The sequence below is a fragment of the Microbacterium sp. NPDC078814 genome (genome assembly GCF_040702645.1).
In the GTDB taxonomy this organism is placed as follows: domain Bacteria; phylum Actinomycetota; class Actinomycetes; order Actinomycetales; family Microbacteriaceae; genus Microbacterium.
The window spans coordinates 280187-301813 of the sequence record NZ_JBFBLT010000002.1 but is presented as its reverse complement, the minus strand read 5'-3'; the positions used below and the strand labels follow the sequence as shown (position 1 = coordinate 301813).

24 protein-coding genes are annotated in these 21627 nt (G+C 70.1%); 15 read left to right on the top strand and 9 right to left on the bottom strand.

Annotated elements, in window-relative coordinates:
- Positions 1-38: 38 nt before the first annotated feature.
- The 4 genes from AB0300_RS04715 (at position 39) to AB0300_RS04700 (ending at position 3611) form a co-directional block, all read left to right on the top strand.
- Positions 39-959: an ACP S-malonyltransferase gene (locus AB0300_RS04715; RefSeq protein WP_366215554.1), complete on the top strand. Its 921-nt coding sequence runs from the start codon at positions 39-41 to the stop codon at positions 957-959.
- Positions 956-1957 carry a beta-ketoacyl-ACP synthase III gene (locus AB0300_RS04710; protein WP_315106987.1) on the top strand — a complete coding sequence of 334 codons (1002 nt, stop codon included), beginning with the start codon at positions 956-958 and terminating at the stop codon, positions 1955-1957. Before AB0300_RS04715 ends, AB0300_RS04710 begins: the two co-directional genes overlap by 4 nt.
- 69 nt (positions 1958-2026) lie before the next feature.
- On the top strand, positions 2027-2275 hold the full coding sequence (locus AB0300_RS04705; protein WP_017202249.1) for an acyl carrier protein: 249 nt from the start codon (positions 2027-2029) through the stop codon (positions 2273-2275).
- 97 nt (positions 2276-2372) lie between these two features.
- Positions 2373-3611: a beta-ketoacyl-[acyl-carrier-protein] synthase II gene (locus AB0300_RS04700; RefSeq protein WP_366215553.1), complete on the top strand. Its 1239-nt coding sequence runs from the start codon at positions 2373-2375 to the stop codon at positions 3609-3611.
- 86 nt (positions 3612-3697) lie between these two features.
- Here AB0300_RS04700 and AB0300_RS04695 read toward each other — a convergent pair whose 3' ends face one another.
- Positions 3698-4375 carry a YitT family protein gene (locus AB0300_RS04695; protein WP_025103619.1) on the bottom strand — a complete coding sequence of 226 codons (678 nt, stop codon included), beginning with the start codon at positions 4373-4375 and terminating at the stop codon, positions 3698-3700.
- A gap of 95 nt (positions 4376-4470) precedes the next feature.
- Between AB0300_RS04695 and AB0300_RS04690 the strand changes: the two genes are divergently transcribed.
- Positions 4471-5874: a PLP-dependent aminotransferase family protein gene (locus AB0300_RS04690; RefSeq protein ID WP_366215552.1), complete on the top strand. Its 1404-nt coding sequence runs from the start codon at positions 4471-4473 to the stop codon at positions 5872-5874.
- Between the two features lie 139 nt (positions 5875-6013).
- On the opposite strand, the gene AB0300_RS04685 is transcribed toward AB0300_RS04690, so the two are convergent.
- Together AB0300_RS04685 and AB0300_RS04680 are read right to left on the bottom strand one after the other, a co-directional pair.
- A complete protein-coding gene (locus AB0300_RS04685; protein WP_025103621.1) occupies positions 6014-6517 on the bottom strand; it encodes a DUF3145 domain-containing protein in 504 nt (167 codons plus the stop codon).
- 182 nt (positions 6518-6699) lie between these two features.
- A complete protein-coding gene (locus AB0300_RS04680; protein ID WP_025103622.1) occupies positions 6700-7473 on the bottom strand; it encodes a hypothetical protein in 774 nt (257 codons plus the stop codon).
- Positions 7474-7649: 176 nt separating this feature from the next.
- Here AB0300_RS04680 and AB0300_RS04675 point away from each other — a divergent pair, with 176 nt between their 5' ends.
- Genes AB0300_RS04675 through AB0300_RS04665 form a run of 3 tightly spaced genes read left to right on the top strand, consistent with a single transcriptional unit; the run spans position 7650 to position 11244 of the window.
- The gene (locus AB0300_RS04675) at positions 7650-9653 is read left to right on the top strand and encodes a DUF262 domain-containing protein (RefSeq protein ID WP_025103623.1); all 2004 of its coding nucleotides are present in this window, start codon (positions 7650-7652) and stop codon (positions 9651-9653) included.
- Positions 9650-10906 carry an alpha/beta fold hydrolase gene (locus AB0300_RS04670; protein WP_366215551.1) on the top strand — a complete coding sequence of 419 codons (1257 nt, stop codon included), beginning with the start codon at positions 9650-9652 and terminating at the stop codon, positions 10904-10906. Before AB0300_RS04675 ends, AB0300_RS04670 begins: the two co-directional genes overlap by 4 nt.
- A 53-nt stretch (positions 10907-10959) precedes the next feature.
- Positions 10960-11244, top strand: a complete 285-nt coding sequence (locus tag AB0300_RS04665) for a hypothetical protein (protein ID WP_366215550.1) — start codon at positions 10960-10962, stop codon at positions 11242-11244.
- Between the two features lie 69 nt (positions 11245-11313).
- Here AB0300_RS04665 and AB0300_RS04660 read toward each other — a convergent pair whose 3' ends face one another.
- From AB0300_RS04660 to glgA, 3 genes are all read right to left on the bottom strand, one after another.
- A complete protein-coding gene (locus tag AB0300_RS04660) occupies positions 11314-11571 on the bottom strand; it encodes a type B 50S ribosomal protein L31 (RefSeq protein WP_025103626.1) in 258 nt (85 codons plus the stop codon).
- Between the two features lie 120 nt (positions 11572-11691).
- Positions 11692-12477 (bottom strand): ABC transporter ATP-binding protein, encoded by a 786-nt coding sequence (locus tag AB0300_RS04655; protein WP_025103627.1) that lies wholly within the window; start codon positions 12475-12477, stop codon positions 11692-11694.
- Between the two features lie 17 nt (positions 12478-12494).
- Positions 12495-13679 carry a glycogen synthase gene (glgA, locus tag AB0300_RS04650; protein ID WP_085607679.1) on the bottom strand — a complete coding sequence of 395 codons (1185 nt, stop codon included), beginning with the start codon at positions 13677-13679 and terminating at the stop codon, positions 12495-12497.
- Between the two features lie 69 nt (positions 13680-13748).
- On the opposite strand from glgA, the gene AB0300_RS04645 reads away from it, so the two are divergent.
- From AB0300_RS04645 to AB0300_RS04635, 3 genes are read left to right on the top strand one after another with little or no spacing between them, the layout of a single operon-like run.
- Positions 13749-14990, top strand: coding sequence for a glucose-1-phosphate adenylyltransferase (locus tag AB0300_RS04645; protein ID WP_025103629.1), 1242 nt, complete (start codon positions 13749-13751; stop codon positions 14988-14990).
- Positions 14991-15038: 48 nt separating this feature from the next.
- Positions 15039-15674 (top strand): phosphoserine phosphatase SerB, encoded by a 636-nt coding sequence (serB, locus tag AB0300_RS04640; protein ID WP_366215549.1) that lies wholly within the window; start codon positions 15039-15041, stop codon positions 15672-15674.
- 38 nt (positions 15675-15712) lie between these two features.
- Entirely contained in the window at positions 15713-16414 is a 702-nt protein-coding gene (locus AB0300_RS04635; RefSeq protein ID WP_025103631.1) for an alpha/beta fold hydrolase, read from the top strand.
- A gap of 15 nt (positions 16415-16429) precedes the next feature.
- Here AB0300_RS04635 and AB0300_RS04630 read toward each other — a convergent pair whose 3' ends face one another.
- Positions 16430-17140, bottom strand: a complete 711-nt coding sequence (locus tag AB0300_RS04630; protein ID WP_060921849.1) for a beta-ketoacyl-ACP reductase — start codon at positions 17138-17140, stop codon at positions 16430-16432.
- Positions 17141-17280: 140 nt separating this feature from the next.
- Between AB0300_RS04630 and AB0300_RS04625 the strand changes: the two genes are divergently transcribed.
- From AB0300_RS04625 to AB0300_RS04610, 4 genes are read left to right on the top strand one after another with little or no spacing between them, the layout of a single operon-like run.
- Entirely contained in the window at positions 17281-17784 is a 504-nt protein-coding gene (locus tag AB0300_RS04625; protein WP_338566184.1) for a DUF4190 domain-containing protein, read from the top strand.
- Positions 17785-17836: 52 nt separating this feature from the next.
- Positions 17837-18181 carry a DUF3099 domain-containing protein gene (locus AB0300_RS04620; protein ID WP_025103634.1) on the top strand — a complete coding sequence of 115 codons (345 nt, stop codon included), beginning with the start codon at positions 17837-17839 and terminating at the stop codon, positions 18179-18181.
- Positions 18178-18372: a hypothetical protein gene (locus AB0300_RS04615; protein WP_366215548.1), complete on the top strand. Its 195-nt coding sequence runs from the start codon at positions 18178-18180 to the stop codon at positions 18370-18372. The genes AB0300_RS04620 and AB0300_RS04615 overlap by 4 nt, the downstream gene beginning before the upstream one ends.
- Entirely contained in the window at positions 18369-19178 is an 810-nt protein-coding gene (locus AB0300_RS04610; protein WP_366215547.1) for an SURF1 family protein, read from the top strand. The genes AB0300_RS04615 and AB0300_RS04610 overlap by 4 nt, the downstream gene beginning before the upstream one ends.
- A gap of 176 nt (positions 19179-19354) precedes the next feature.
- On the opposite strand, the gene AB0300_RS04605 is transcribed toward AB0300_RS04610, so the two are convergent.
- Both AB0300_RS04605 and AB0300_RS04600 read right to left on the bottom strand, forming a co-directional pair.
- A complete protein-coding gene (locus AB0300_RS04605; protein WP_249521814.1) occupies positions 19355-19948 on the bottom strand; it encodes a pyridoxamine 5'-phosphate oxidase family protein in 594 nt (197 codons plus the stop codon).
- A 22-nt stretch (positions 19949-19970) separates the two neighbouring features.
- Complete coding sequence (locus tag AB0300_RS04600; protein ID WP_025103638.1) at positions 19971-21569, bottom strand: ABC-F family ATP-binding cassette domain-containing protein; 1599 nt, start codon at positions 21567-21569, stop codon at positions 19971-19973.
- Positions 21570-21627 lie beyond the last annotated feature (58 nt).

The following is a 21627-nucleotide window of genomic DNA, read 5'->3' as shown; positions in this document are numbered from 1 at the left end:
ATCCACCGTTCTGCCGCGATCGTTGGCAGACTGGGTGGGTGATTGTCGTCGTCTGCCCTGGACAGGGCTCGCAGACCCCCGGATTCCTCGCCCCCTGGCTCGAGCTCGACGGAGTGGAGGAGCGTCTCGCCACCTACTCCGAGGCCGCGCAGGTCGATCTCCGCACGCACGGCACCGAGTCGGACGCGGACACCATCCGCGACACCCGGGTCGCCCAGCCGCTGATCGTGGCCGCCTCCCTCGTCGCCGGTGATGCTCTCGTGGCCGCCGCCGGTCGCCGCGCGGACGGCATCGCCGGGCACTCCGTCGGGGAGATCGCGGCGCTCGTCGGCAGCGGCGTGCTGGACGCCGCGACGGGCATGCGCCTCGTCGGCATCCGGGGGCGGGCGATGGCCGATGCCGCCGCCCAGACCCCGACGGGGATGAGCGCGGTCCTCGGCGGCGATGAGGAGACGCTCCTCGCCCGCCTCGCCGAGCTCGGCCTCGCGTCGGCGAACTTCAACGGCGGCGGGCAGATCGTCGTCGCCGGTCCTCTCCCGGCCCTGGCAGCTCTCGCCGAGGAGCCGGTCGAGGGCACCCGCGTGGTGCCGCTCCAGGTCGCCGGAGCGTTCCACACCGACTACATGGCCTCCGCCGTCTCGGCGCTCCGCGACGCGGTCGCCGACGTGCAGCCGTCCGACCCCGAGATCACGCTCTGGACCAACCGCGACGGCTCGGTCGTGACCGACGGAGCGACGGCGCTCGACTACCTCGTCGATCAGGTCTCCTCCCCCGTCCGGTGGGACCTCTGCATGACCTCCTTCGCCGACGCCGGGGTGACCGGCGTCATCGAGCTCGCCCCCGCGGGCGCCCTCGTCGGTCTCGCCAAGCGCGGCCTGCGCGGCGTGCCGACGGTCGCCGTGAAGACCCCCGAAGACCTCGAAGCCGCCGTCGCGCTGCTGAACGGAGAAGCCGCATGACCGCCTCCCTCGCCCAGATCGCCGGGCCCGCCTACACCCGCATCTACGCGTTCGGCGCGGCTCGCGGCGAGAACGCGGTGCCCAACGAAGACCTCATCGGGCCGATCGACTCCAGCGACGAGTGGATCCGTCAGCGCACCGGCATCGTCACGCGCGCCCGGGCGGACAAGGAGACGGACGCCATCGACCTCGCGACCGCGGCGGCAGCCGAGGCCATCGAGAAGTCGGGTGTCCCCGCCGACCAGGTCGATCTCGTCATCGTCGCGACCATCAGCAACCCGAAGCAGACGCCGTCGGTCTCGGCCATCGTCGCCGACCGCGTCGGGGCCAACCCGGCCGCGGCGTATGACATCAACGCGGCCTGCGCCGGCTACGCCTATGCGGTCGCGCAGGCGGACGCGCTCATCAAGGCCGGAGCCGCCCGCCACGCCCTCGTGATCGGCACGGAGAAGCTCTCCGACGTCGTCGACCCGACCGACCGCAGCATCTCGTTCCTCCTCGGCGACGGCGCCGGCGCCGCGCTCATCGGCCCCAGCGACACGCCGGGCATCGCCCCCGCGGTCTGGGGCAGCGACGGTTCCAAGGCCGACGCCGTCGGTATGAACGGCACCCTCACCGACTTCCGCGACGGCGTGGTGCCGTGGCCGACACTCCGCCAGGAGGGCCCGACGGTCTTCCGCTGGGCCGTGTGGGAGATGGCCAAGGTCGCCCGGGAGGCGCTGGACAAGGCCGGGATCGAGGCCTCCGACCTCGCCGCCTTCATCCCGCACCAGGCCAACATGCGCATCATCGACGAGTTCGCCAAGCAGCTCGGTCTGCCGGAGACCACCGTCATCGCCCGCGACATCGAGACCACCGGCAACACGTCGGCCGCCTCGATCCCGCTCGCCAGCCACCGCCTCATGGCCGAGCACCCGGAGCTCTCCGGCGGCCTCGCCCTGCAGATCGGCTTCGGCGCCGGCCTCGTCTTCGCAGCCCAGGTCGTCGTCCTCCCCTGAAGACGCGTCGACCTTCCCTAGACTGTTCCACGGTTCCGAATACAACCCGCAAGAAAGAGGAAGACCACCATGGCTTTCACCAACGATGAGGTCCTCGCCGGCCTCGCAGAGCTGATCACCGACGAGACCGGCATCAACGCCAGCGAGGTCGCCCTGGAGAAGTCGTTCACGGACGACCTCGACATCGACTCGATCTCGATGATGACGATCGTCGTCAACGCCGAGGAGAAGTTCGGCGTCACCATCCCGGACGACGAGGTCAAGAACCTGAAGACCGTCGGCGACGCCGTCAACTTCATCGTCGCGGGCCAGGAGTAATCCCGGCAGGATGCCACCCTCGCCCCGCGCGGGGCGTGGCATCCTCCGGCCCTGCCCATCCCCCGCACGAACTCGTTTCGACAAGGAACCACACCTCATGACCAAGCGCATCGTCGTCACCGGCATCGGCGCCACCTCCGCCATCGGCGGGACGGCCCCGGAGAACTGGGACAACCTTCTCGCCGGTGCCTCCGGCGCCCGCACGATCGAGCACGACTGGGTGCAGGAGTACGACCTGCCCGTCACGTTCGCCGCCTCCGCGAGCGTCCGCCCGGAAGTGGTGCTGCCCCGCCACGAGGCGAAGCGTCTCGACCCCTCTTCGCAGTTCGCGCTCATCGCGGCGCGCGAGGCCTGGGAGGACGCGGGCTCGCCCGAGGTCGCTCCCGAGCGCCTCGGCGTCGACTTCGCGACCGGGATCGGCGGCCTCTGGACGCTGCTCGACGCCTGGGACACGCTGCGCGAGAAGGGCCCCCGCCGGGTCATGCCGCTGACCGTGCCGATGCTGATGCCGAACGCGGCCGCCGGCAACCTGTCGCTGCAGTTCGAGGCCCGCGCCTATGCGCAGACCGTCGTCAGCGCGTGCGCCTCCAGCACCGAGTCGATCATCCACGCCTTCCACCACCTGCAGGAGGGGCTGGCCGACGTCGTCATCGCCGGCGGCACCGAGTCGGCGATCCACCCGATCACGATGGCCGCGTTCGCGTCCGCGCAGGCGCTGTCGCGCCGCAACGACGACCCGGCCCACGCCTCCCGACCCGGCGCGATCGACCGCGACGGCTTCGTGATGGGCGAGGGCGCCGCGGCCCTCATCCTCGAGACCGAGGAGCACGCCAAGGCCCGCGGCGCGAAGATCTACGGCTACGTCCTCGGCGGTGGCGTGACCGCCGATGCGTACCACATCACCGGCAACGACCCGGAGGGCAAGGGGGCGGCGCGTGCCGTGATCCAGGCACTCGAGGAGGCCGGCATCACGCCCGACCAGGTGACGCACATCAACGCCCACGCGACCTCGACCCCGGTCGGCGACCCCAACGAGTACGTCGCGCTGAAGAACGTCTTCGGCGACCGGATCGACGAGATCCCGGTGTCGGCCACCAAGGCGTCGACCGGGCACCTCCTGGGCGGGACCGGCGCGCTGGAGGCGATCTTCTCCCTCCTCGCGCTGCGGGACCGCGTGGCTCCGCCGACGATCAACATGACCGAGCCGGACCCGGAGGTGCCGTTCCGTCTGTCCGGAGAGGCGGCTCCGCTCGGCGACGGCCCGCAGATCGCCATCAGCAACTCGTTCGGCTTCGGCGGACACAACGCCGTGCTCGTGCTGGGCGGCGTCGACTGACCGTTTCCGCGTCCACGATGAAGGCCCCCGGGATGTGATCCCGGGGGCCTTCATCATGCGCGGTCCGCTCTGCCCCTTCGACGGGCTCAAGGACCCAGGGGCGCGCTGGCCCCGACGGCGAGGCGCTGCGAACGCTCCCGGCGGCGGCGCTCGATCCGCGGGAGGAACCAGCCGATCAACGGGCCGACGCCGAAGGCGAACAGCACGGTGCCGACGCCCACCGGACCGCCGAGCAGGAAGCCGATCAGCAGCACGGACCCCTCGATGACCGTCCGCGCCAGCCAGACCGGCCATCGGGTCACCCGGACGAGCCCCGTCATGAGTCCGTCGCGCGGTCCGGGGCCGAAGTCCGCCGCGATGTAGAGCCCGGTCGCGAACGCCAGCAGCACGAGTCCGAAGACGAACATGGGCGCCCCCACCCACACGGACGGCGGAGCCGGCAGCACGAGGAGCGTGAGGTCGGCGAACGGGCCGATGAGCAGCGCGTTGAGCAGGGTGCCGAGACCCACCCGTTGGCGGAGCGGGATCCACAGCAGCAGGACGACGATCGAGATCAGCACCGTGACGAGTCCGTACCCGAGTCCCGTCCAGCGCGCGACACCCAGCGAGAGCACGTCCCAGGGCGCGACGCCGATGCCGCCTCGCACCATGAAGCCGAGGGCGACGCCGTAGAGGAAGAGCCCGCCCACGAGCTGCACCAGCCGCTCGACCAGGTCTCGACGGCTGGTCGCGGTGAACGGCAGGAAGACGGCACGGAAGAGCATCTCTCCATCGTGGCCCGGACGAAGGCGGGACGAGGCCGACCACTGAGCGAAAAGTGGTCTGCACATGGAAGGCCACTTTGCGGCAGGCTGGAGGCATGGCCTCCCGTCTCGTCACTCAGCTCGGCACCCAGGACATCGACGATGCCTCGGCGTCGGGCCTGGCTGACCGCATCAGGGCCCTCATCCTCGATGGACGACTCACGGTCGGCGAGCGACTGCCGAGCGAGCGCGCCCTCGCGCTCGAGCTGCGGCGGTCACGCTCGACCATCACCCGCGCCTACGGCGTTCTCGAGGCCGGTGGCTACGTGTCCCGGCATCATGGCGGAAGCACCAGAGTGACCCTCCCGCACGGCCCGGCGGCCGCCGCCCCCGACGCGGACGACGCGGCGATCGACCTGTCGATCGCCTCGATGGACTCGACCCCCGGCCTGTACGACGCGACCGTGCGCTCCCTCCCCCGGCTGGCGGCCCTGCGCGGGACGAGCGGCTACTCGCTGCAGGGCCTTCCCGAGCTCCGAGAAGCCGTGGCCCGCCGATTCACCGAACGCGGCGCGGCGACCTCGGCCGACGAGATCATGATCACCTCGGGCGCCCTGAACGCCGTCAACCTCATCCTCACGGCGATCGGCCGCCGCGGCGAACGCGCCCTCGTGGAGCAGCCGACCTTCCCGCATGCGCTCGAGGCTCTGCACCGGCACGGCTACCGTCTGGTGCCGACGCCGGTCGACACCGATGGCTGGGACGCCCGCCACCTCACCGACACCCTGCGGACAGCGCGCCCGCACGTCGCGTACCTCATCCCGGACTTCCACAACCCCACCGGAGCGACGCTGCCGCAGGAGGAGCGGTCCCGGATCGCGACGACGACCCGCAACACCGGCACGCACCTGATCGTCGACGAGACGACGGCGGAGCTGGACATCGACCGGGGATGGGCCCCGACGCCGATGGCAGCCGAGGGCCCGAACGTGATCACGGTGGGATCGATGTCGAAGATCGCGTGGGGAGGCATGCGCATCGGCTGGATCCGCGCCGAGCGCTCGGTCATCGCCCGGCTGCTGGCCGTCCGCCCCTCGTTCGAGCTCGGCACGGCCCTCCTCGAGCAGTGCATCGCCGTGGAGCTGCTCGACGACGTCCCGGCACTGACCCAGCACGTCCGGCGACGCCTCACGGCCGGACGGGAGGCCGTGACCGCGGGAATCGCCGGGATCCCGGGGATGCGGATGCCGGAGACGCCCGGCGGCCTCTCCGCCTGGATCGATCTCGGCGCTCCCCTGTCGACGACCCTCTCCCTCGCTGCCCGCGAACGGGGACTCATCCTGCCGCCCGGACCGCGCTTCACGACCGGCGGCGTGCTGGAGCGGCGACTCCGGATCCCGATCACGCTCCCGCCCGAGCGTGCGACGGAGGCGATGACGCGCCTGGCGCAGGCCTGGGCGGACGTGCGCGGCGGTGGAGTGAACACCGTCGACGACCTCGCGCACGCGGCCGTGATCTGACCGGCGCAGACGAAGACCCCGCCCGGTCTCCCGGGGCGGGGTCTTCGTCGAGCGGAGCGCGGATTCGTCTTCTCAGCGTCCGGGATCACTCACCGGAATCCGATACTCACGCCTCCGCGCTCCCGGTATCGACGGTCGGTCAGCCGACCTTGTGGAGCCAGACGACGCGCGCGTCGTCGCTGGCGTGACGGAAGGGCTCCAGCTCCTCGTCCCAGGCGGAGCCCAGGGCGATGTCGAGCTCGCGCTGCAGCTCGACGGCGTTGCCCGCGGCGATCTCCATCGCGTAGCGGATGCGGTCCTCGCCGATGACGATGTTGCCGGCGGCATCGGTCTGGGCGTAGTGGATGCCGAGGTCCGGCGTGTGCAGCCACCGACCGCCGTCACTGCGCGGCGTCGGGTCTTCCGTCACCTCGAATCGGAGGTGCTCCCAGCCCCGGATCGCGGTCGCGAGGGCAGCACCGGTACCGACGGGACCGTCCCAGTAGAACTCGGCGCGGCGCGCGCCGGTCAGCACGGGCTGCTCGGTCCAGTCGAAGTTCACCGCACGCCCGATAGCGCGACCCACCGCCCATTCCAGGTGCGGGCAGAGCGCGCGAGGCGCCGAGTGGATGAACACCACTCCGCGTGCGTAAGCCGTCGCCATGATCTCTCCGTTTCATCAGGTGCGTCTTCCCCTACGACCTGAACCACGAAGTGGCGAGAGTATGCGGTTGTGCGCCCATTCTCGCCGAGTTCCCGCGAAATCACAAGCGTGTGATTCGACGACGAAGGCCCCGGTCCGTGGACCGGGGCCTTCGGGCGCTTCGACGAGCTCAGCGACCCAGCTCAGGCCTCGCTCATGGCCTGCTTGACCTGCTGGCCCTTCGCGGCGTAGTAGGCCGCGCGAGCGGCGTCCTTGCGGGCCTGCTCGGCGTAGCCGAACTCGAGCACGTCCTGCGGGACCTCGACGTTCGGGACGTCGTCGGTGCCGTGGTACTTCTCGATGTAGGCGTCGAGCTCGGGACCGGAGGTCCACGAGGTGATGAGGCAGTAGCGCGGGTCGGTGCCGTTGTGCGTGGCCGCGTGCCACAGGCGCTGGGTGTCGACGATGAGCTGCGCACCCGCCGGGAGGGCGATGCGGTACTCGATGCTGGGGTCCGTGCGGTTCTCACGCAGGACGAAGTAGCTGTCCTTGTCGTCCGTCAGGTTGAAGAACCCGCGGACGACCCAGCCGGTGCCGTCCGGGTTCAGGCGGTTGTTGTCGTCCTGGTGGAGGTTGTAGAGGCAGTCGCCGTACGGGGTCGGCTGCAGCTCGATGACGCGGCAGCGACCGACGTTCGCACCGGGCTCCTGCGCACGACGGGTGAGGTTCGGGGCCTTGGCGGTCTGCTCGTCGATCCAGACGCCGTCCTTGTCGGTGCGCGGCGGCTTGTGGTTCCAGAAGCCGTTGCACTCGATGTCGCCGAAGGCGCTGGCGAGGGGCGCGAACCGGGTGTCACCCGAGGACTTCCAGTCGACGTACTCGATGTCGAGCCATTCCTTGGGGTCGGCCTCCTGGTCGTAGCTGTCGAGGACGACGAAGCCCTTCTCCTCCAGCGCTGCGGACTTGATGTATCCCATGATCGAGTCATGTTCCTTTCATCGGGGGCCAGCACGTTTTAACAGGCCCTGATAAGGCAAGGCTAACAGCGGGACCTGGCCCTCCCCCGGAGGGTCGCCGTGGATAAGCGAATAGACTGGGCGGGGCACCCGGCGCGTCCGTGGCGCCTGTCGCTACGGGAGGACGAGACACCAGCATGAGCACCGCGACCAACGTCGAGGCGACGGCAGTCAACACGATCGAATGGCTCGCGGCGGGACGCACGACCATCGTCGTCCCGGTCTACCAGCGGCAGTACCGCTGGGACATCGGCGGCTGCGAGCGGCTCCTCTCCGACGTCAGGGCGGTGGCGGCGGAAGACGACGCGCATCGCCACTTCATCGGTTCGATCCTCTCCGCCGAGGACGGCTCCGGTCCGGACGCCGACCTCATCCTCATCGACGGGCAGCAGCGCCTCACCACGCTCATGCTCCTCGTCGCCGCGCTGCATCACGCGGTGCGAGACCGCGATCCGGAGCTCGCCGCCGACCTCGCCCGCGTGCTGGTCCGCCCCGACGATCCCGAGCGCACGAAGCTCCGTCCGCACGACGCCTGGGCCGATCTCTACGAGTCGGTCGTGCTCGATCGCCGGGACGACGTCGACCGCGAATCGCGCTTCGACGACAACTACGCGTTCTTCCGCAGCCAGATCCATGCCGACGAGGTGCCGTTCATCTGGCAGGGGCTGCAGCGCCTGGAGCACGTCTCGATCACGCTCGGCGCCCAGGCCAACGCGCAGCAGATCTTCGAGAGCCTGAACTCCACCGGCGAGCCGCTGCGGGATCACGAGCTGATCCACAACTACATCCTCATGGGGCTGAACCACGCCGAGCAGTTGGATGTGGAAGCGCGGTTCTGGCTGCCGATCGAGCAGCACACGGGCGAGGCGATCGGCGCGTTCTGGCGCCACTACCTCGTGCTCGTGACGGGGCGTGAGGTGGCGGCGAACGGCGAGCACGGCGTGTACAGCGCCTTCCGCCAGTCGTTCCCGCGCGTCGACGTCGCCCACCTCCAGGCCGACGCCGAGACGTGGCGGCACTATGCGGAGATCTACGGCATCCTCCTCGATCCGACGAAGGAGCAGGACCCGGAGATCGCGCGGCAGCTGAGGTACGTGAACACGTTCGGACGCTCCTCCTCCCCGCTGGTCATGAGCGCCTACAGCGATCACGCGCGTGGCCTCATCGACCGGAGTCAGCTCCTCGAGACGCTCGAGTGGCTGCAGGCGATGTTCCTCCGTCGCGCGCTCGTGAACCTTCCCGCCGAACGCCTGATCGCCCGTCTTTGCCGTGCCCGTCGCGACGGACACGACGCCCTCGCCCGCGCCATCGCGCGCATCACCCCGTCGGACGAGCGGGTCAGCGCCGTGCTCAAATACAGCGAGCTGCCGTATCCGGCCTACGTGCTCGGTCGGCTCGAGGGCGTCGACGACGTGGACGGCTTCGACGTCGAGCACATCGTGCCCGCCGTGCCCGGCGACGCCTGGTCCGGCGACGGCGTGCGTCCCTGGAGCGAGCACTCCGAGGACGAGCAGAACAGCCACCGCGCCCTCGCACCGACCCTCGGCAACCTCACGCTGCTGGAACAGGGGCTAACGGAGCGGGTGTTCGGCGCTTCCTTCCCCGCCAAACGCGATGAGGCCTACGCCCGCAGCGCGGTACCGGCCACCCGCGCCCTCGCCGCGGAGGAATCCTGGGGCACGGCGGCCATCACCGCACGAACAGTGGCGCTGACGGACGACCTCGTCCGCGTGTGGGCACGGCCCGCGCTGCCCGAGATCGACGACGACGGCCTCACCCCGATCCTCGACGCCGTGCGCCGCCGCGGCTGGCCCGCGGGGTGGGAGCGCGAGTTCGACTACGTGGAGTACCGGGGCGAGCGGTGGGAGGTGTACGACGTCAAGCACCTGTTCAACCGCGTGTTCCGTCGCGCCTGGACCGACACGACCGAGGCCGCTCTAGCGTACTGCGCGACCCACGGCGGCCCGATCTACCGCGACAAGGCGTGGAAGGGGCAGTGGGACGACCTCGATGACACGCACTTCCTCTACATGGGCTGGGACTCGAACTACATGATGACGGCCGTCCAGGGCGTCCTCGACGAGTCCGGCATCGCCGCCGAGGTCTTCGTGAAGTACTCCTACATCGGGAATGTGATGTGACCATGACCACTGTCATCCGCCGCCGCCTGCTCGACCTCGCCGTCGAGGAGCACACGCTCACGGTCCCCCTCGTCTGGGACGACCCGGCAGACACCCGCACGATCGACGTGTTCGCCCGCGTCGTCGCACGCGAGGGCGGCGAGGCGCTCCCCTATCTGGTCTTCCTGCAGGGCGGGCCGGGCCACGAGGCGCCGCGCCCCTTCCACTCCTCCGCGGCACCGGCGTGGCTGGATCAGGCCCTCGCGCAGTATCGGCTCGTGCTCCTGGACCAGCGCGGCACCGGCCTCTCCTCCCCCGTCGGCGACGGCGACCTCGCGCAGGGCGCCGAAGGCGTCGCCGAGTACCTGACGCACCTGCGTGCCGATGCCATCGTGCGCGACTGCGAGGCACTGCGGGAGCATCTGGGGGCATCGACCTGGAGCGTCCTCGGTCAGTCGTTCGGCGGCTTCACGACGCTGGCCTACTTGTCCACCCACGCGGATTCCCTCGACGACGTCTTCATAACCGGCGGTCTCAGCACGGTCGAGCGCGATCCGGACGAGGTGTACGCGCTCTGCTACGACAAGATGCGCACGGCCTCCGAGCGGTACTACCGGCGCTTCCCGGAGCACCGCGACGTCATGCGACGCCTGATCGATCTCGCGGACGCCGGTGAACTCGTCCTCCCCGACGGCGAGGTCGTATCGCGTTCCCGCCTCCGCTCCGTCGGCTCCGCTCTCGGCACCGACGACGGCTGGCAGACGGTCTGGTCCTTGCTGGAGCGGGATCCCGCGTCCAACGCCTTCCGGCACGACCTCCAGCACGCCATGCCCTTCGGCGGCCGTAACCCGCTGTACTACGCCTTCCACGAGTCGAGCTATGCGAACGGACACACCACGCGGTGGTCCGCCGAGCGCGTCGAGCCGACCGATTTCCGCGACGATCCGACGCTCTTCACGGGCGAGCACATCCGCCGCGAGTGGGCCGACACCGTCCCGGCGCTGCAGCCCTGGCGGGAGGTGACGTCGATCCTGGCGGAGCACCCCTGGCCGCGGATCTACGACACCGCCGCCCTCGCCGCCACCGGGGCGACGGGCGCGGCCGCCGTGTACGTGAACGACGTGTACGTGCCCGTGGAGTTCTCGCTGGAGACCGCCCGTCTCCTCCCCGGCGTGACGCCCTGGGTGACGAGCGAGCACGAGCACAACGGCCTGCGGACGGGGCCCGTGCTGGAGCGGCTGATCGACCTCGCCCACGGACGCCGCCTCCGCTGACCTCCGCCGCGCGACGGGTGCCACCGCCGCGCTCGGCGATCTATCCTGGGGCCATGGAACATCTGCTCGGGTGGACCACGATCGTCCTCGTGCTCGGCACGGGACCGGTGCTGTTCTTCGTGGGCATCCGGCATTCCCTCTCCCGTCGTCCCGTCGAGGAGAAGTACGAGCAGGCCGGGTCCGGAGGGCTCGTCGGCGTCTTCGACGCGGTGTGGTCCCCCACCGCGCACGAGGCCGGCCAGGAGCGGGACCGGCAGACCCGGCGCACGGCCCCGACGCCGACCCCCGGAGATCCGCCGGGCCGCATCGAGCGCGGACGCATCGTCATCGACGTCTGAGCGACTCGTCCACCCCGGACATGACGAAGGCCCCGCACTCCGAGGAGTACGCGGCCTTCGTGGGCGGTCTTACTTGGAGGAGCCGCCGAAGCCCTTGAAGCGCTGGTTGAACTTCTCGACGCGGCCGGCCGAGTCCATGATGCGCTGCTTGCCCGTGTAGAAGGGGTGCGAGGCCGAGGAGATCTCGACGTCGATCACCGGGTACTCCACGCCGTCCAGCTCGATCGTCTTGTCGCTCGTGACGGTGGAGCGGGTGAGGAAGGTCTCGCCCGAACCCAGGTCGCGGAACACGACAGCCTTGTACTCGGGGTGAATGTCAGTCTTCATGGGATTCCTTTGTTGCTGCCCTGGATTGTGCCAGGGACGAGGGAAGTCTGTGGTGCCGAACGCACCAAGGATCGATTCTACCAGTACTTCGACAAGCTCAGTAACCCATCGGAACCGAGGTCAGGAGGCGGCGCGGGCGGAGTAGCGCCCGTCCTCGCTGCTGAGCGCGATCGGCATGCCGAAGGTCTCGCCGAGGGCGTCCGCGGTGAGCGTCTCCGCGATCGGGCCCGCGGCGACCACGGCGCCGTCGCGGATCAGCAGCACGTGCGTGAACCCGACGGGGATCTCCTCGACGTGGTGGGTGACCATGAGCATCGCGGGCGTCGTCGGCGCCGACGCATAGCCGCCGAGCAGAGCCAGCAGCTCCTCGCGCGACCCGAGGTCGAGCGAGGCCGTCGGCTCGTCGAGCAGCAGGAGCTCCGGGTCCGTCATGACCGCCCGGGCGATCTGCACGCGCTTCTGCTCGCCGTCGCTCAGCGTGCCGAAGGTGCGGTCGGCGAGGTGCGCGAGACGCCAGTCGCCCAGCACGCGCAGCGCACGCCGCTCATCGATGTCCTCGTAGCTCTCGTTCCAGCGCCCGAGCACGGAGTACGCCGCCGTGAGGACGGTGTTGAGCACCGTCTCGTCACGCGGGATGCGCTTGGCCATGGCGGACGATGCGAACCCGATCCGCGGACGGATCTCGAAGACGTCGGCGCGTCCGAGTGTCTCGCCGAGGACGGTGACCGTGCCCGAGGTGGGGTGCATCAGCGTGTCGGCGAGCTGCAGCAGGGTCGTCTTCCCCGCACCGTTCGGCCCGAGGATCACCCATCGCTGATCGTCAGAGACCTGCCAGGTCACGTGATCGATGATGTTGCGCCCCTCTCGGCGCACGACGACGTCGGTGAACTCCAGAGCGATCGGCATATCGAAAGCCTATCGGCTCAGGCGGACAGCTCTGCGTAGAGCGCGCGGGTCTCGTCGGCGATCGCGCCCCAGCTGAACTGCGTGCGGGCCCGCTCCCGACCGGCCTCCCCGTACTCCCGCGCCCGCGCCGGATCCGTGGCGACCTCGGTGAGGACTGCCGCGAGATCGGCGACGAAGCGGTCGGGGTCGGTCGGTGTGCCCGTGCCGTCCTGCACCTGCTCGATGGGGACCAGCCGGCCCGTCACGCCGTCGTCGACGACCTCGGGGATGCCGCCGGTCGCCGTTCCCACGACGGCCGCTCCGCACGCCATGGCCTCGAGGTTCACGATCCCGAGCGGCTCGTAGACGGAGGGGCAGACGAAGGTGGTCGCCGCGGCCAGGATCGCCGACAGCTCGTCCCGCGGCAGCATCCGCTCGATCCACACCACGCCCTCTCGGGTCTGCTGCAGCAGCCGCACCCCCTCCTGGACCTCCGCCATGATCTCCGGCGTGTCCGGAGCACCGGCGCAGAGGATGAGCTGGACCTCGGGCGGCAGCAGCCGTGCCGCCTGCAGAAGGTAGGGCAGCCCCTTCTGCCGTGTGATGCGTCCGACGAAGACGACCGAGGGGCGGTCGGGATCCATACCGATCGAGGAGAGGAAGGCCGGATCCTGCACCGGACGCCAGCGCTCCACATCGATCCCGTTGTGGATCACCCGGACCCGCGCGGGGTCGACCTGCGGATAGCTGCGGAGGATGTCCGCGCGCATGCCGGCGCTCACGGCGATCACCGCGGCGGCGTTCTCGTAGGCGAGCTTCTCGATGCCGCTCGACACGGCGTAGCCGCCCCCGAGCTGCTCGGCCTTCCACGGCCGCAGCGGCTCGAGGCTGTGCGCCGTGAGCACGTGCGGGATCCCATGGAGCTGGGAGGCGAGGTGTCCGGCGAAGTTGGCGTACCAGGTATGGCTGTGCACGACGTCGGCGCCCGCGATGGCCGACACGATCTCCAGGTCCGTTCCGAGCGTCTGCAGCGCCGGGTTGGCGGCGGAGAGGCTCTCGGGAGCGCGGTAGGCGAAGGTGCCCTCCTCGTCGCGCGGCGCGCCGAATGCTCGCACCGTCACATCGATGTCCCGACGCAGTGCGGAGACGAGTTCGGCGACGTGCACACCCGCGCCTCCGTAGATCTCCGGCGGATACTCCTTGGTGATCATCTCGACTCGCATGCCTAGACGCTATCGAGCGGGTTGTCCAGATGCTAGTTCCCCGCGCCGAACGGGATCTATGGTGGACCCATGTCCGCTCCAAAGAAGGTCTTCGGGATCATCCTCGCCGGCGGCGAGGGCAAGCGACTCATGCCGCTGACGGCCGACCGCGCAAAACCGGCCGTCCCGTTCGGCGGCCAGTACCGCCTGATCGACTTCGCCATCTCGAACCTCATCAACTCCGGGCTGAGACAGATCGTCGTCCTGACCCAGTACAAGTCGCACAGCCTCGACCGGCACATCTCGCAGACGTGGCGGATGTCGGCGCTGCTCGACTCGTACGTCGCCTCGGTCCCGGCCCAGCAGCGGCTCGGCAAGCGGTGGTTCTCCGGATCCGCCGACGCGATCCTGCAGAGCATGAACCTGATCAACGACGAGAAGCCCGACATCGTCGTCGTGATCGGCGCCGACCACGTCTATCGGATGGACTTCCGCCAGATGCTCGAGGCGCACATCGAGTCCGGCGCGAAGGCGACGGTCGCGGGCATCCGTCAGCCGCTCGCCCTGGCGTCCCAGTTCGGGGTCATCGACGCCGATCCGGAGTCCGGACGCATCCGGCAGTTCCTCGAGAAGCCCACCGACGCCACGGGTCTGTCGGACTCCCCGCACGAAGTGCTGGCCTCCATGGGCAACTACATCTTCGACACCGACGCCCTCATCGCGGCGGTCGAGGCCGACGGCGAGCTGCCGACGTCGAGTCATGACATGGGCGGCGACATCGTCCCGTACTTCGTCGACCGCGGCGAGGCCGGCTACTACGACATGAAGCAGAACGAGGTCCCGGGGTCTTCCCCGCGCGACCGCTCGTACTGGCGCGACGTGGGGACGATCGACTCGTTCTTCGACGCGCACCGGGACCTGATCTCGACGCTTCCGATCTTCAACCTCTACAACATGGAGTGGCCGATCCACTCGCAGGCGGTCAACTCCCCGCCGGCGAAGTTCGTCCGCGACTCCGTAGGGCGGATCGGCAACGCGATCGACTCGATCGTCTCGCTGGGGTCGGTGCTCTCCGGCACGCACCTCGAACGCAGCGTCGTGGGGCCGTGGACCCTGGCCGGCGGCGGCTCGACCATCACGGACTCCGTGGTGTTCGATCACGTCCACGTCGGTCAGGGCGCCCGCGTGCACCGCGCGATCCTCGACAAGAACGTCGTGCTCGCCGACGGCGCCACGGTCGGCGTCGACCGCGAACGCGATCTCGCCCGCGGGTTCACGGTCACGGAGTCGGGGATCACAGTCGTGGGCAAGGGCGTGTTCATCGAACGCTGACGCGTCATGCGGCGTGGGCTCCGGTCCCCCGGTCGCTAGGCTCGGGGGGTGACCACCGCGCGATTCCTCGTCGTCCTCGATGCCGATTCCACGCTCATCCGGAACGAGGTGATCGAGCTCCTCGCCGAGGAGGCCGGCCGTCGCACCGAGGTGCAGGCGGCCACGGAAGCCGCGATGCGCGGGGAGATCGACTTCGCGACCAGCCTCCGCTCCCGGGTGGCTGCCCTCGCGGGCGTTCCCGTCGAGGCGTTCGCCCGCGTTCGCGCCCGCGTCGAGCCGACTCCGGGCGTCCGCGACCTCACCACCGCCGTACACGCACGGGGCGGCGTCGTCGGCGTCGTCTCCGGCGGGTTCCACGAGATCCTCGACGACGTCGCACCGGGGCTCGGCGTGGACCGGTGGCGGGCGAACCGCCTCGAGGTCGCCGACGGCGCGCTCACGGGGCGGGTGGACGGTGACATCGTCGACGGCGCGGCCAAGGCCTTCTGGCTGCGCACCTGGGCGGAGGAGCTCGGCGTGGCGCCGCACGCGACCATCGCGATCGGCGACGGCGCCAACGATCTCCCGATGATGGCGGTCGCCGGCCTGGGGCTCGCTTTCAACGCCAAGCCCGCCGTCCGCGAGTCCGCGAGCCTGGTCATCGGCCCGGTCGACCTCGGAACGGTCATCCCGCTCCTCCCCTGACCCTGGCCGATGTCCGGGGCCGGGTCTACGGTCGGGTCATGGACATCATCCTCATCCCCGGCCTCTGGCTCGACGCCTCCAGCTGGGACGACGTCGTGCCTGCCCTCGAGCGCGCCGGCCACCGCCCTCATCCGCTGACCATGCCCGGGCTCGACGCGTCTGCGGAGACGGCGGCGGGTGTCGGGATCGACGACTGGGTCGCCGCCGCGGTCGCCGCCGTCGATGCCGCGGAGGGCGACGTGGTGGTCGTCGGACACAGCGGCGGAGGCAACGTCGCCTGGGGCGTCGCCGACGCGCGACCGGACCGCGTGGCCCGGGTCGTCTTCGTCGACACCGTGCCGCCGCCCCCGGGCTCGGGCATCAGCGAGTTCCCGGTGCAGGACGGCGTCGTCCCGTTCCCGGGCTGGGGTTTCTTCCCCGACGAGGACGTGCACGATCTGGACGACGAGACTCGTGCGAGGACGGCCCCGCTCACGCACAGCGTCCCCGCGCGGGTGCCGACGGACGAGCTCGCTCTGCACGACCACGACCCGGCACGGTATCGCATCCCGGTCACCCTGCTGATGGGAGGGCTGGACCAGGACGCCTTCGACGCGGTGATCAGCCAGTGGGGTCCGTACGCCGAGGAGTATCGGGCGATCGGCGACGCCGAGGTCGTCCGGATCGGCTCGGGACACTGGCCGCAGTTCTCGGCGCCCGAGCGTCTCGCGGAGCTCCTCGTGCGCGCGATCGATCGCTGAGGAGGACTGCTGGGGTCAGTGCCCCATGCCGAGACCACCGTCGACCGGGATGACGGCGCCCGAGATGTAACCGGCGTCGTCGCTCGCCAACCAGGTCACGACGCCCGCGACCTCATCCGGCGTCGCGAACCGCCCCGCGGGGATGTTCGCCTTGTACTGCTTCTGCGTCTCCTCGGGGAGCTCCGCGGTCATGTCGGTCTCGATGAAGCCGGGTGCCACGACGTTGGCCGTGATGCCGCGTCCGCCGAGCTCACGCGTGAGCGAGCGGGCGAAACCGACCAGCGCGCTCTTGGAGGCGGCGTAGTTCGTCTGCCCGGCGGAGCCGTACAGGCCCACGACGCTGGAGATGAGGATGACCCGTCCGAACCGTGCCCGCAGCATCCCCTTCGACGCACGCTTGACGACGCGGAAGGTGCCGCCGAGGTTCGTCGCCACGACGCTGTCGAAGTCGTCCTCGCTCATGCGCATGAGCAGGGTGTCCTTGGTGATCCCGGCGTTGGCGACGACGATCTCCACCGGACCCAGCTGCTGCTCCACCTCGGTGAAGGCCGCATCGAGAGCGGCGGCGTCCGTGACGTCGGCGCGCACCGTCAGGGTGCCTTCCGGACCCTCTCCGCTGCGAGCGGTCACCGCCACCCGGTAGCCCTCCCGCACGAAGCGCTCGGCGATGGCGCGGCCGATGCCGCGGTTGCCTCCGGTGACGAGGACGACGCGCTCCGCGCTCATGGGACACTCCTGGGTCTGGGGTCAAGGGCCGGGGTTCCGGGCCGTGATCGATCCTAGCGACGTTGCCGTGCCGCCTTCACGATGACGGTTTGACAGACCGGGAGCCTCCTGGGACTCTGAGGGCGACGAAAGGCACCAGCGTGAGCGATCCCCGTATCTCCGGTTCGTCCGGCGAGCAGCCCCCGGCCTTCCCCCCGGCTCCCGGTTCCGCCCCGGCGTACCCGGGGTTCCCGCCGGCACCGCCGGCGAACGCCGCCACGCAGCCGTCCTCGGCGCCTCAGCAGTACTCGACGCCTCAGCAGTACGGGGCCCCGCAGCAGTACGCGGCCCCGCAACCGTATGGAGCCGCGCCTGCGCGGCCGTCCAGCGGACTCGCGATCACCTCCCTCGTCTGCGGCATCGCCGGTGTCGTGCTGTTCTGGGCGATCGTGCCGATGCTCGCCTCGATCGCGGCCGTGATCACCGGTCACATGGCGCTCGGACAGATCCGTCGCACGCCCGGTCTCGGCGGCCGCGGCATGGCGATCGCCGGGCTCATCCTCGGCTACGTCATGATCGGCGTGCTGGTCTTCACCATCGTCTCGACGATCATCGGCCTCGTCGTCTTCGGCGCCTTCACCCTGCCGTTCGTCTTCGCGAGCTGACGCCCCGCCCGGGCATGCCGATGTCGCCACGGCGGCGTAGGCTGGAACCATCGTGAAGAACGCACGTCGAGTCCCGGCCGTCACCTCACTGCCGCAGTCCCCGCGGGATGAGGGGGACCATCGTGTGCGCCGATATGCCCTGACGATGACGATCCGCATCGTCTGCTTCGGGCTGATGTTCTTCGTGCAGCCGTTCGGCTGGTGGACCTGGGTGTTCGCGCTGGCCGCCGCCGTGCTCCCGTACATCGCCGTCGTCTTCGCGAACGCCGGCAGCGACAGCACAGAGACCGCCGCCGAGTCGCCGATGCGCGAGATCGATGCGCCGCCCGCACCGTCGCTCGCTCCGGAGACCGCCCCCGACGTCATCACCATCCGCGAAGGCCGCACCGACCGATGAGCGCGCTCATCTGCTCGCGCGCCGGCTGCCGGAGCGCGGCCACGAGGCAGGTCGTCTGGCGCAACCCGCGTATCCACTCCGCCGATCGCGAGAAGATCTGGCTGGCGTGCGACGAGCACGTCGGCTTCCTCCACGACTACCTCGCCGCGCGGGACTTCCCGGTGACGGTGCGAGACGGGGCGCCTTCATGAGCAACCGCCTGACCCGCTGGGGCGTGTACGTCCTCATCGCCATCGGCTTCGCGATCGCCTGCGTCTTCCTCTCCAACTGGCAGTTCGAGAGGAACGAATCCCGCGCTGAGCAGATCGCGCTGGTGGAGCAGAACTACAATGCCCCGGCCGTCCCCCTCGCCGACGTGGTCGCCGACGACGAGCTCGACCCCGCGGACGAATGGCGCCCCGTCACGCTGCAGGGCGAGTACCTCGCCGACGAGCAGCTCCTGGTCCGCAACCGTCCCCACGGCGGAACGAGCGCGTTCGAGGTGCTGGTCCCCTTCCGCGACACGGACGGTCGTGTGCTCATCGTCGACCGCGGCTGGGTGGCACCGGGCGAGGGCGAGCTCCCGGACGCTGTCCCCTCTCCACCGTCCGGCGAGGTCACGGTGACCGTCCGCCTGCGTCCCGGCGAGCCGCTTCCCGGGTCCGGACGCGGGGCTCCGGAGGGCCAGGTGCCCACGATCCACCTCCCGTCCATCGCCGACCTCGTCGGCGACGAGGTGATCACCGGTGCTTACGGACGCCTGGTCGAGGAACAGCCCGCCGCGGATGCCGCGCTGGGCGGCTTCGAGTCCCCCACCGACGACCCGGGTCCGCACCTGTCCTATGCGATCCAGTGGATCCTGTTCGCCATCATGGGCTTCATCTTCATCGGGTACATCATCCGCACGGAGATCGTGAAGCACCGCGAAGAGGTCGAGGGGAAGCCGGCACCGGCGAAGGCACCGAAACGCCGCGACCGCGACGCGGACGCCGAGGACGAACTGCTCGACGCGCGCTGACGCACCCGCCGAGCGTCACGCGAGCGCGAGAACGCGCCGGACGCTGCGCTGCCCGGCACCCTTTCGATCCCGGACGGACCGCCCGGCCGACGCAGGATGGGAAACGGGCCTCTTGGACCGTCGGCACGCACCATTTCGATCCCCGCCTGCGGGGCGCCTCCGGTCGATCTCGATGTCTAGCGCTCGCGAGCAGAGCCCGTGACGGCATGCCGCCATACGCGGCCGACGACGTCATAGACGATCCGGGTGTGGTTCCGGTCGGACGCCCCCTGCCAGAACTCGACCCGCGTCGGAACCACCCGCCACAGCACCCAGTCCCCCGGTCGGAGACCCGCGCGGGCGCTCTCGGAGCGGGCCGCGAGGTCGGCGTCGCTCTCGGCCGCCGACGCCTCGTGCACGGTTCCCCGTACGCGCACGGCACGCCGCTGCGGCTGCCACCAGAGGTTCAGCGCCGCAGCAGGATGCGCGTCGAGCTGCGCGGCCTTCCGGGAGGACCGGGCCCCGGCGAACGCCCAGCCGCGCGCGTCCACGTCCTTGAGGATCAGGGTGCGCGCGTCCGGGATGCCGTCCGTGTCCACCGTCGCCAGCGTCGCCGCATGCGGTTCGGGGACGCCGGCCGCGGCCGCCGCGCGGAGCCACTCCCGGAAGAGCAGCACCGGATCGTCGGGAAGGTCGTCGAGGTGCAGCGGCGGCGCCGTCCCGGTGAGGGTGGGCTGCGCACGCAACCACGCCGCGAGTTCCGAGGGAGGAAGGATCGGGTGCGCCGCCATCCTCCGACTATGCCACGACCCGCTACGCGAGCTCGATGAGGTCCTGGTACTCCTGGCTCCAGATGTCCTCGACGCCGTCGGGCAGGATGAGGACACGCTCGGGGTTCAGCGACTGCACCGCGCCGGGGTCGTGCGACACGAGCACCACCGCGCCCTCGTAGTGGGCCAGCGCCCCGAGGATCTCCTCGCGGGAGGCCGGATCGAGGTTGTTCGTGGGCTCATCGAGCAGGAGGAGGTTCGCGGACGACACGACGAGCGTCGCCAGCGACAGCCGGGTCTTCTCGCCTCCGGACAGCACACCCGCCGGCTTGAGGACGTCGTCACCGGTGAACAGGAAGGAGCCGAGGACCTTGCGGGCCTCCGTCTCCGTGATGTGCGGAGCGGCCGACACCATGTTCTCGAGGACCGAGCGGCTGACGTCGAGGTTCTCGTGCTCCTGCGCGTAGTACCCGACCTTGAGACCGTGTCCGGGCTCGAGCTGCCCGGTGTCCGGCTTGTCGACACCTGCCAGCATGCGCAGCAGCGTCGTCTTCCCCGCACCGTTGAGACCGAGCACGACGACCTTGGAACCGCGGTCGATCGCGAGGTCGACGTCGGTGAAGATCTCCAGCGAGCCGTACGACTTCGATAGCCCGGAGGCCATGAGCGGGGTCTTGCCACAGGGGGCGGGCTTCGGGAACCGCAGCTTCGCGACGCGGTCCTCCTGACGCACGTCCTCCAGCCCGGAGAGGAGCTTCTCGGCGCGCGCGAGCATCTGGTGCGCTGCTGCCGCCTTCGACGCCTTCGCTCCGAACCGCGCCGCCTGCTGCTGCAGGGTCGTCGCCTTCTTCTCGGCGTTGGCCCGCTCCTTCTTGCGACGCTCCTCGTCCGCGGCGCGCTGCCGCAGATAGTTCTTCCAGTTCATGTTGTAGATGTCGATGACCTGGCGGTTGGCGTCGAGGTAGAACACCCGGTTGACGGTCTCGCCCACGAGCTCGACATCGTGGCTGATGACGATCAGCCCGCCCTTGTAGTTCTTGAGGAACTCGCGCAGCCACACCACGCTGTCCGCGTCGAGGTGGTTGGTCGGCTCATCGAGGATCATCGTCTGCGCGTCGGAGAAGAGGATGCGCGCGAGCTCGATGCGACGACGCTGGCCTCCGGAGAGGGTCGACAGCGGCTGGTCGAGGATGCGGTCCGGCAGCGAGAGGTTGTGCGCGATCGACGCGGCCTCGGCCTCGGCCGCGTAGCCGCCCTGCGCCTCGAACTTCTCGGTGAGCGCGGCGTAGCGCTTCATCGCCTTGGCAGCGACCGCAGGGTCGTCGGACCCCATCGCGAGCGAGGCCTCCGTCATGCCGAGGTTGAGCTGACCGAGGCCGCGGGCGTCGAGGATCCGGGTACGCGCGAGGTCTTCCGGATTGCCCGAACGGGGGTCCTGCGGCAGGTAGCCGAGCTCGCCGGACCGGGTGACGGTGCCACCCGAGGGCAGCACGTCGCCGGCGAGCACCTTGGTGAGCGTGGTCTTGCCCGCACCGTTGCGTCCGACGAGGCCGATCTTGTCGCCGTCGGACACACGGAACGAGACGTTCTCCATCAGCAGGCGCGCGCCAACGCGGATCTCGAGGTCGTGCACGGCAAGCACAGCGGACGTCCGTTCGTTCGGGAGGAGGGTGATGGCCGACCGGCCAGCCAACCAGTAT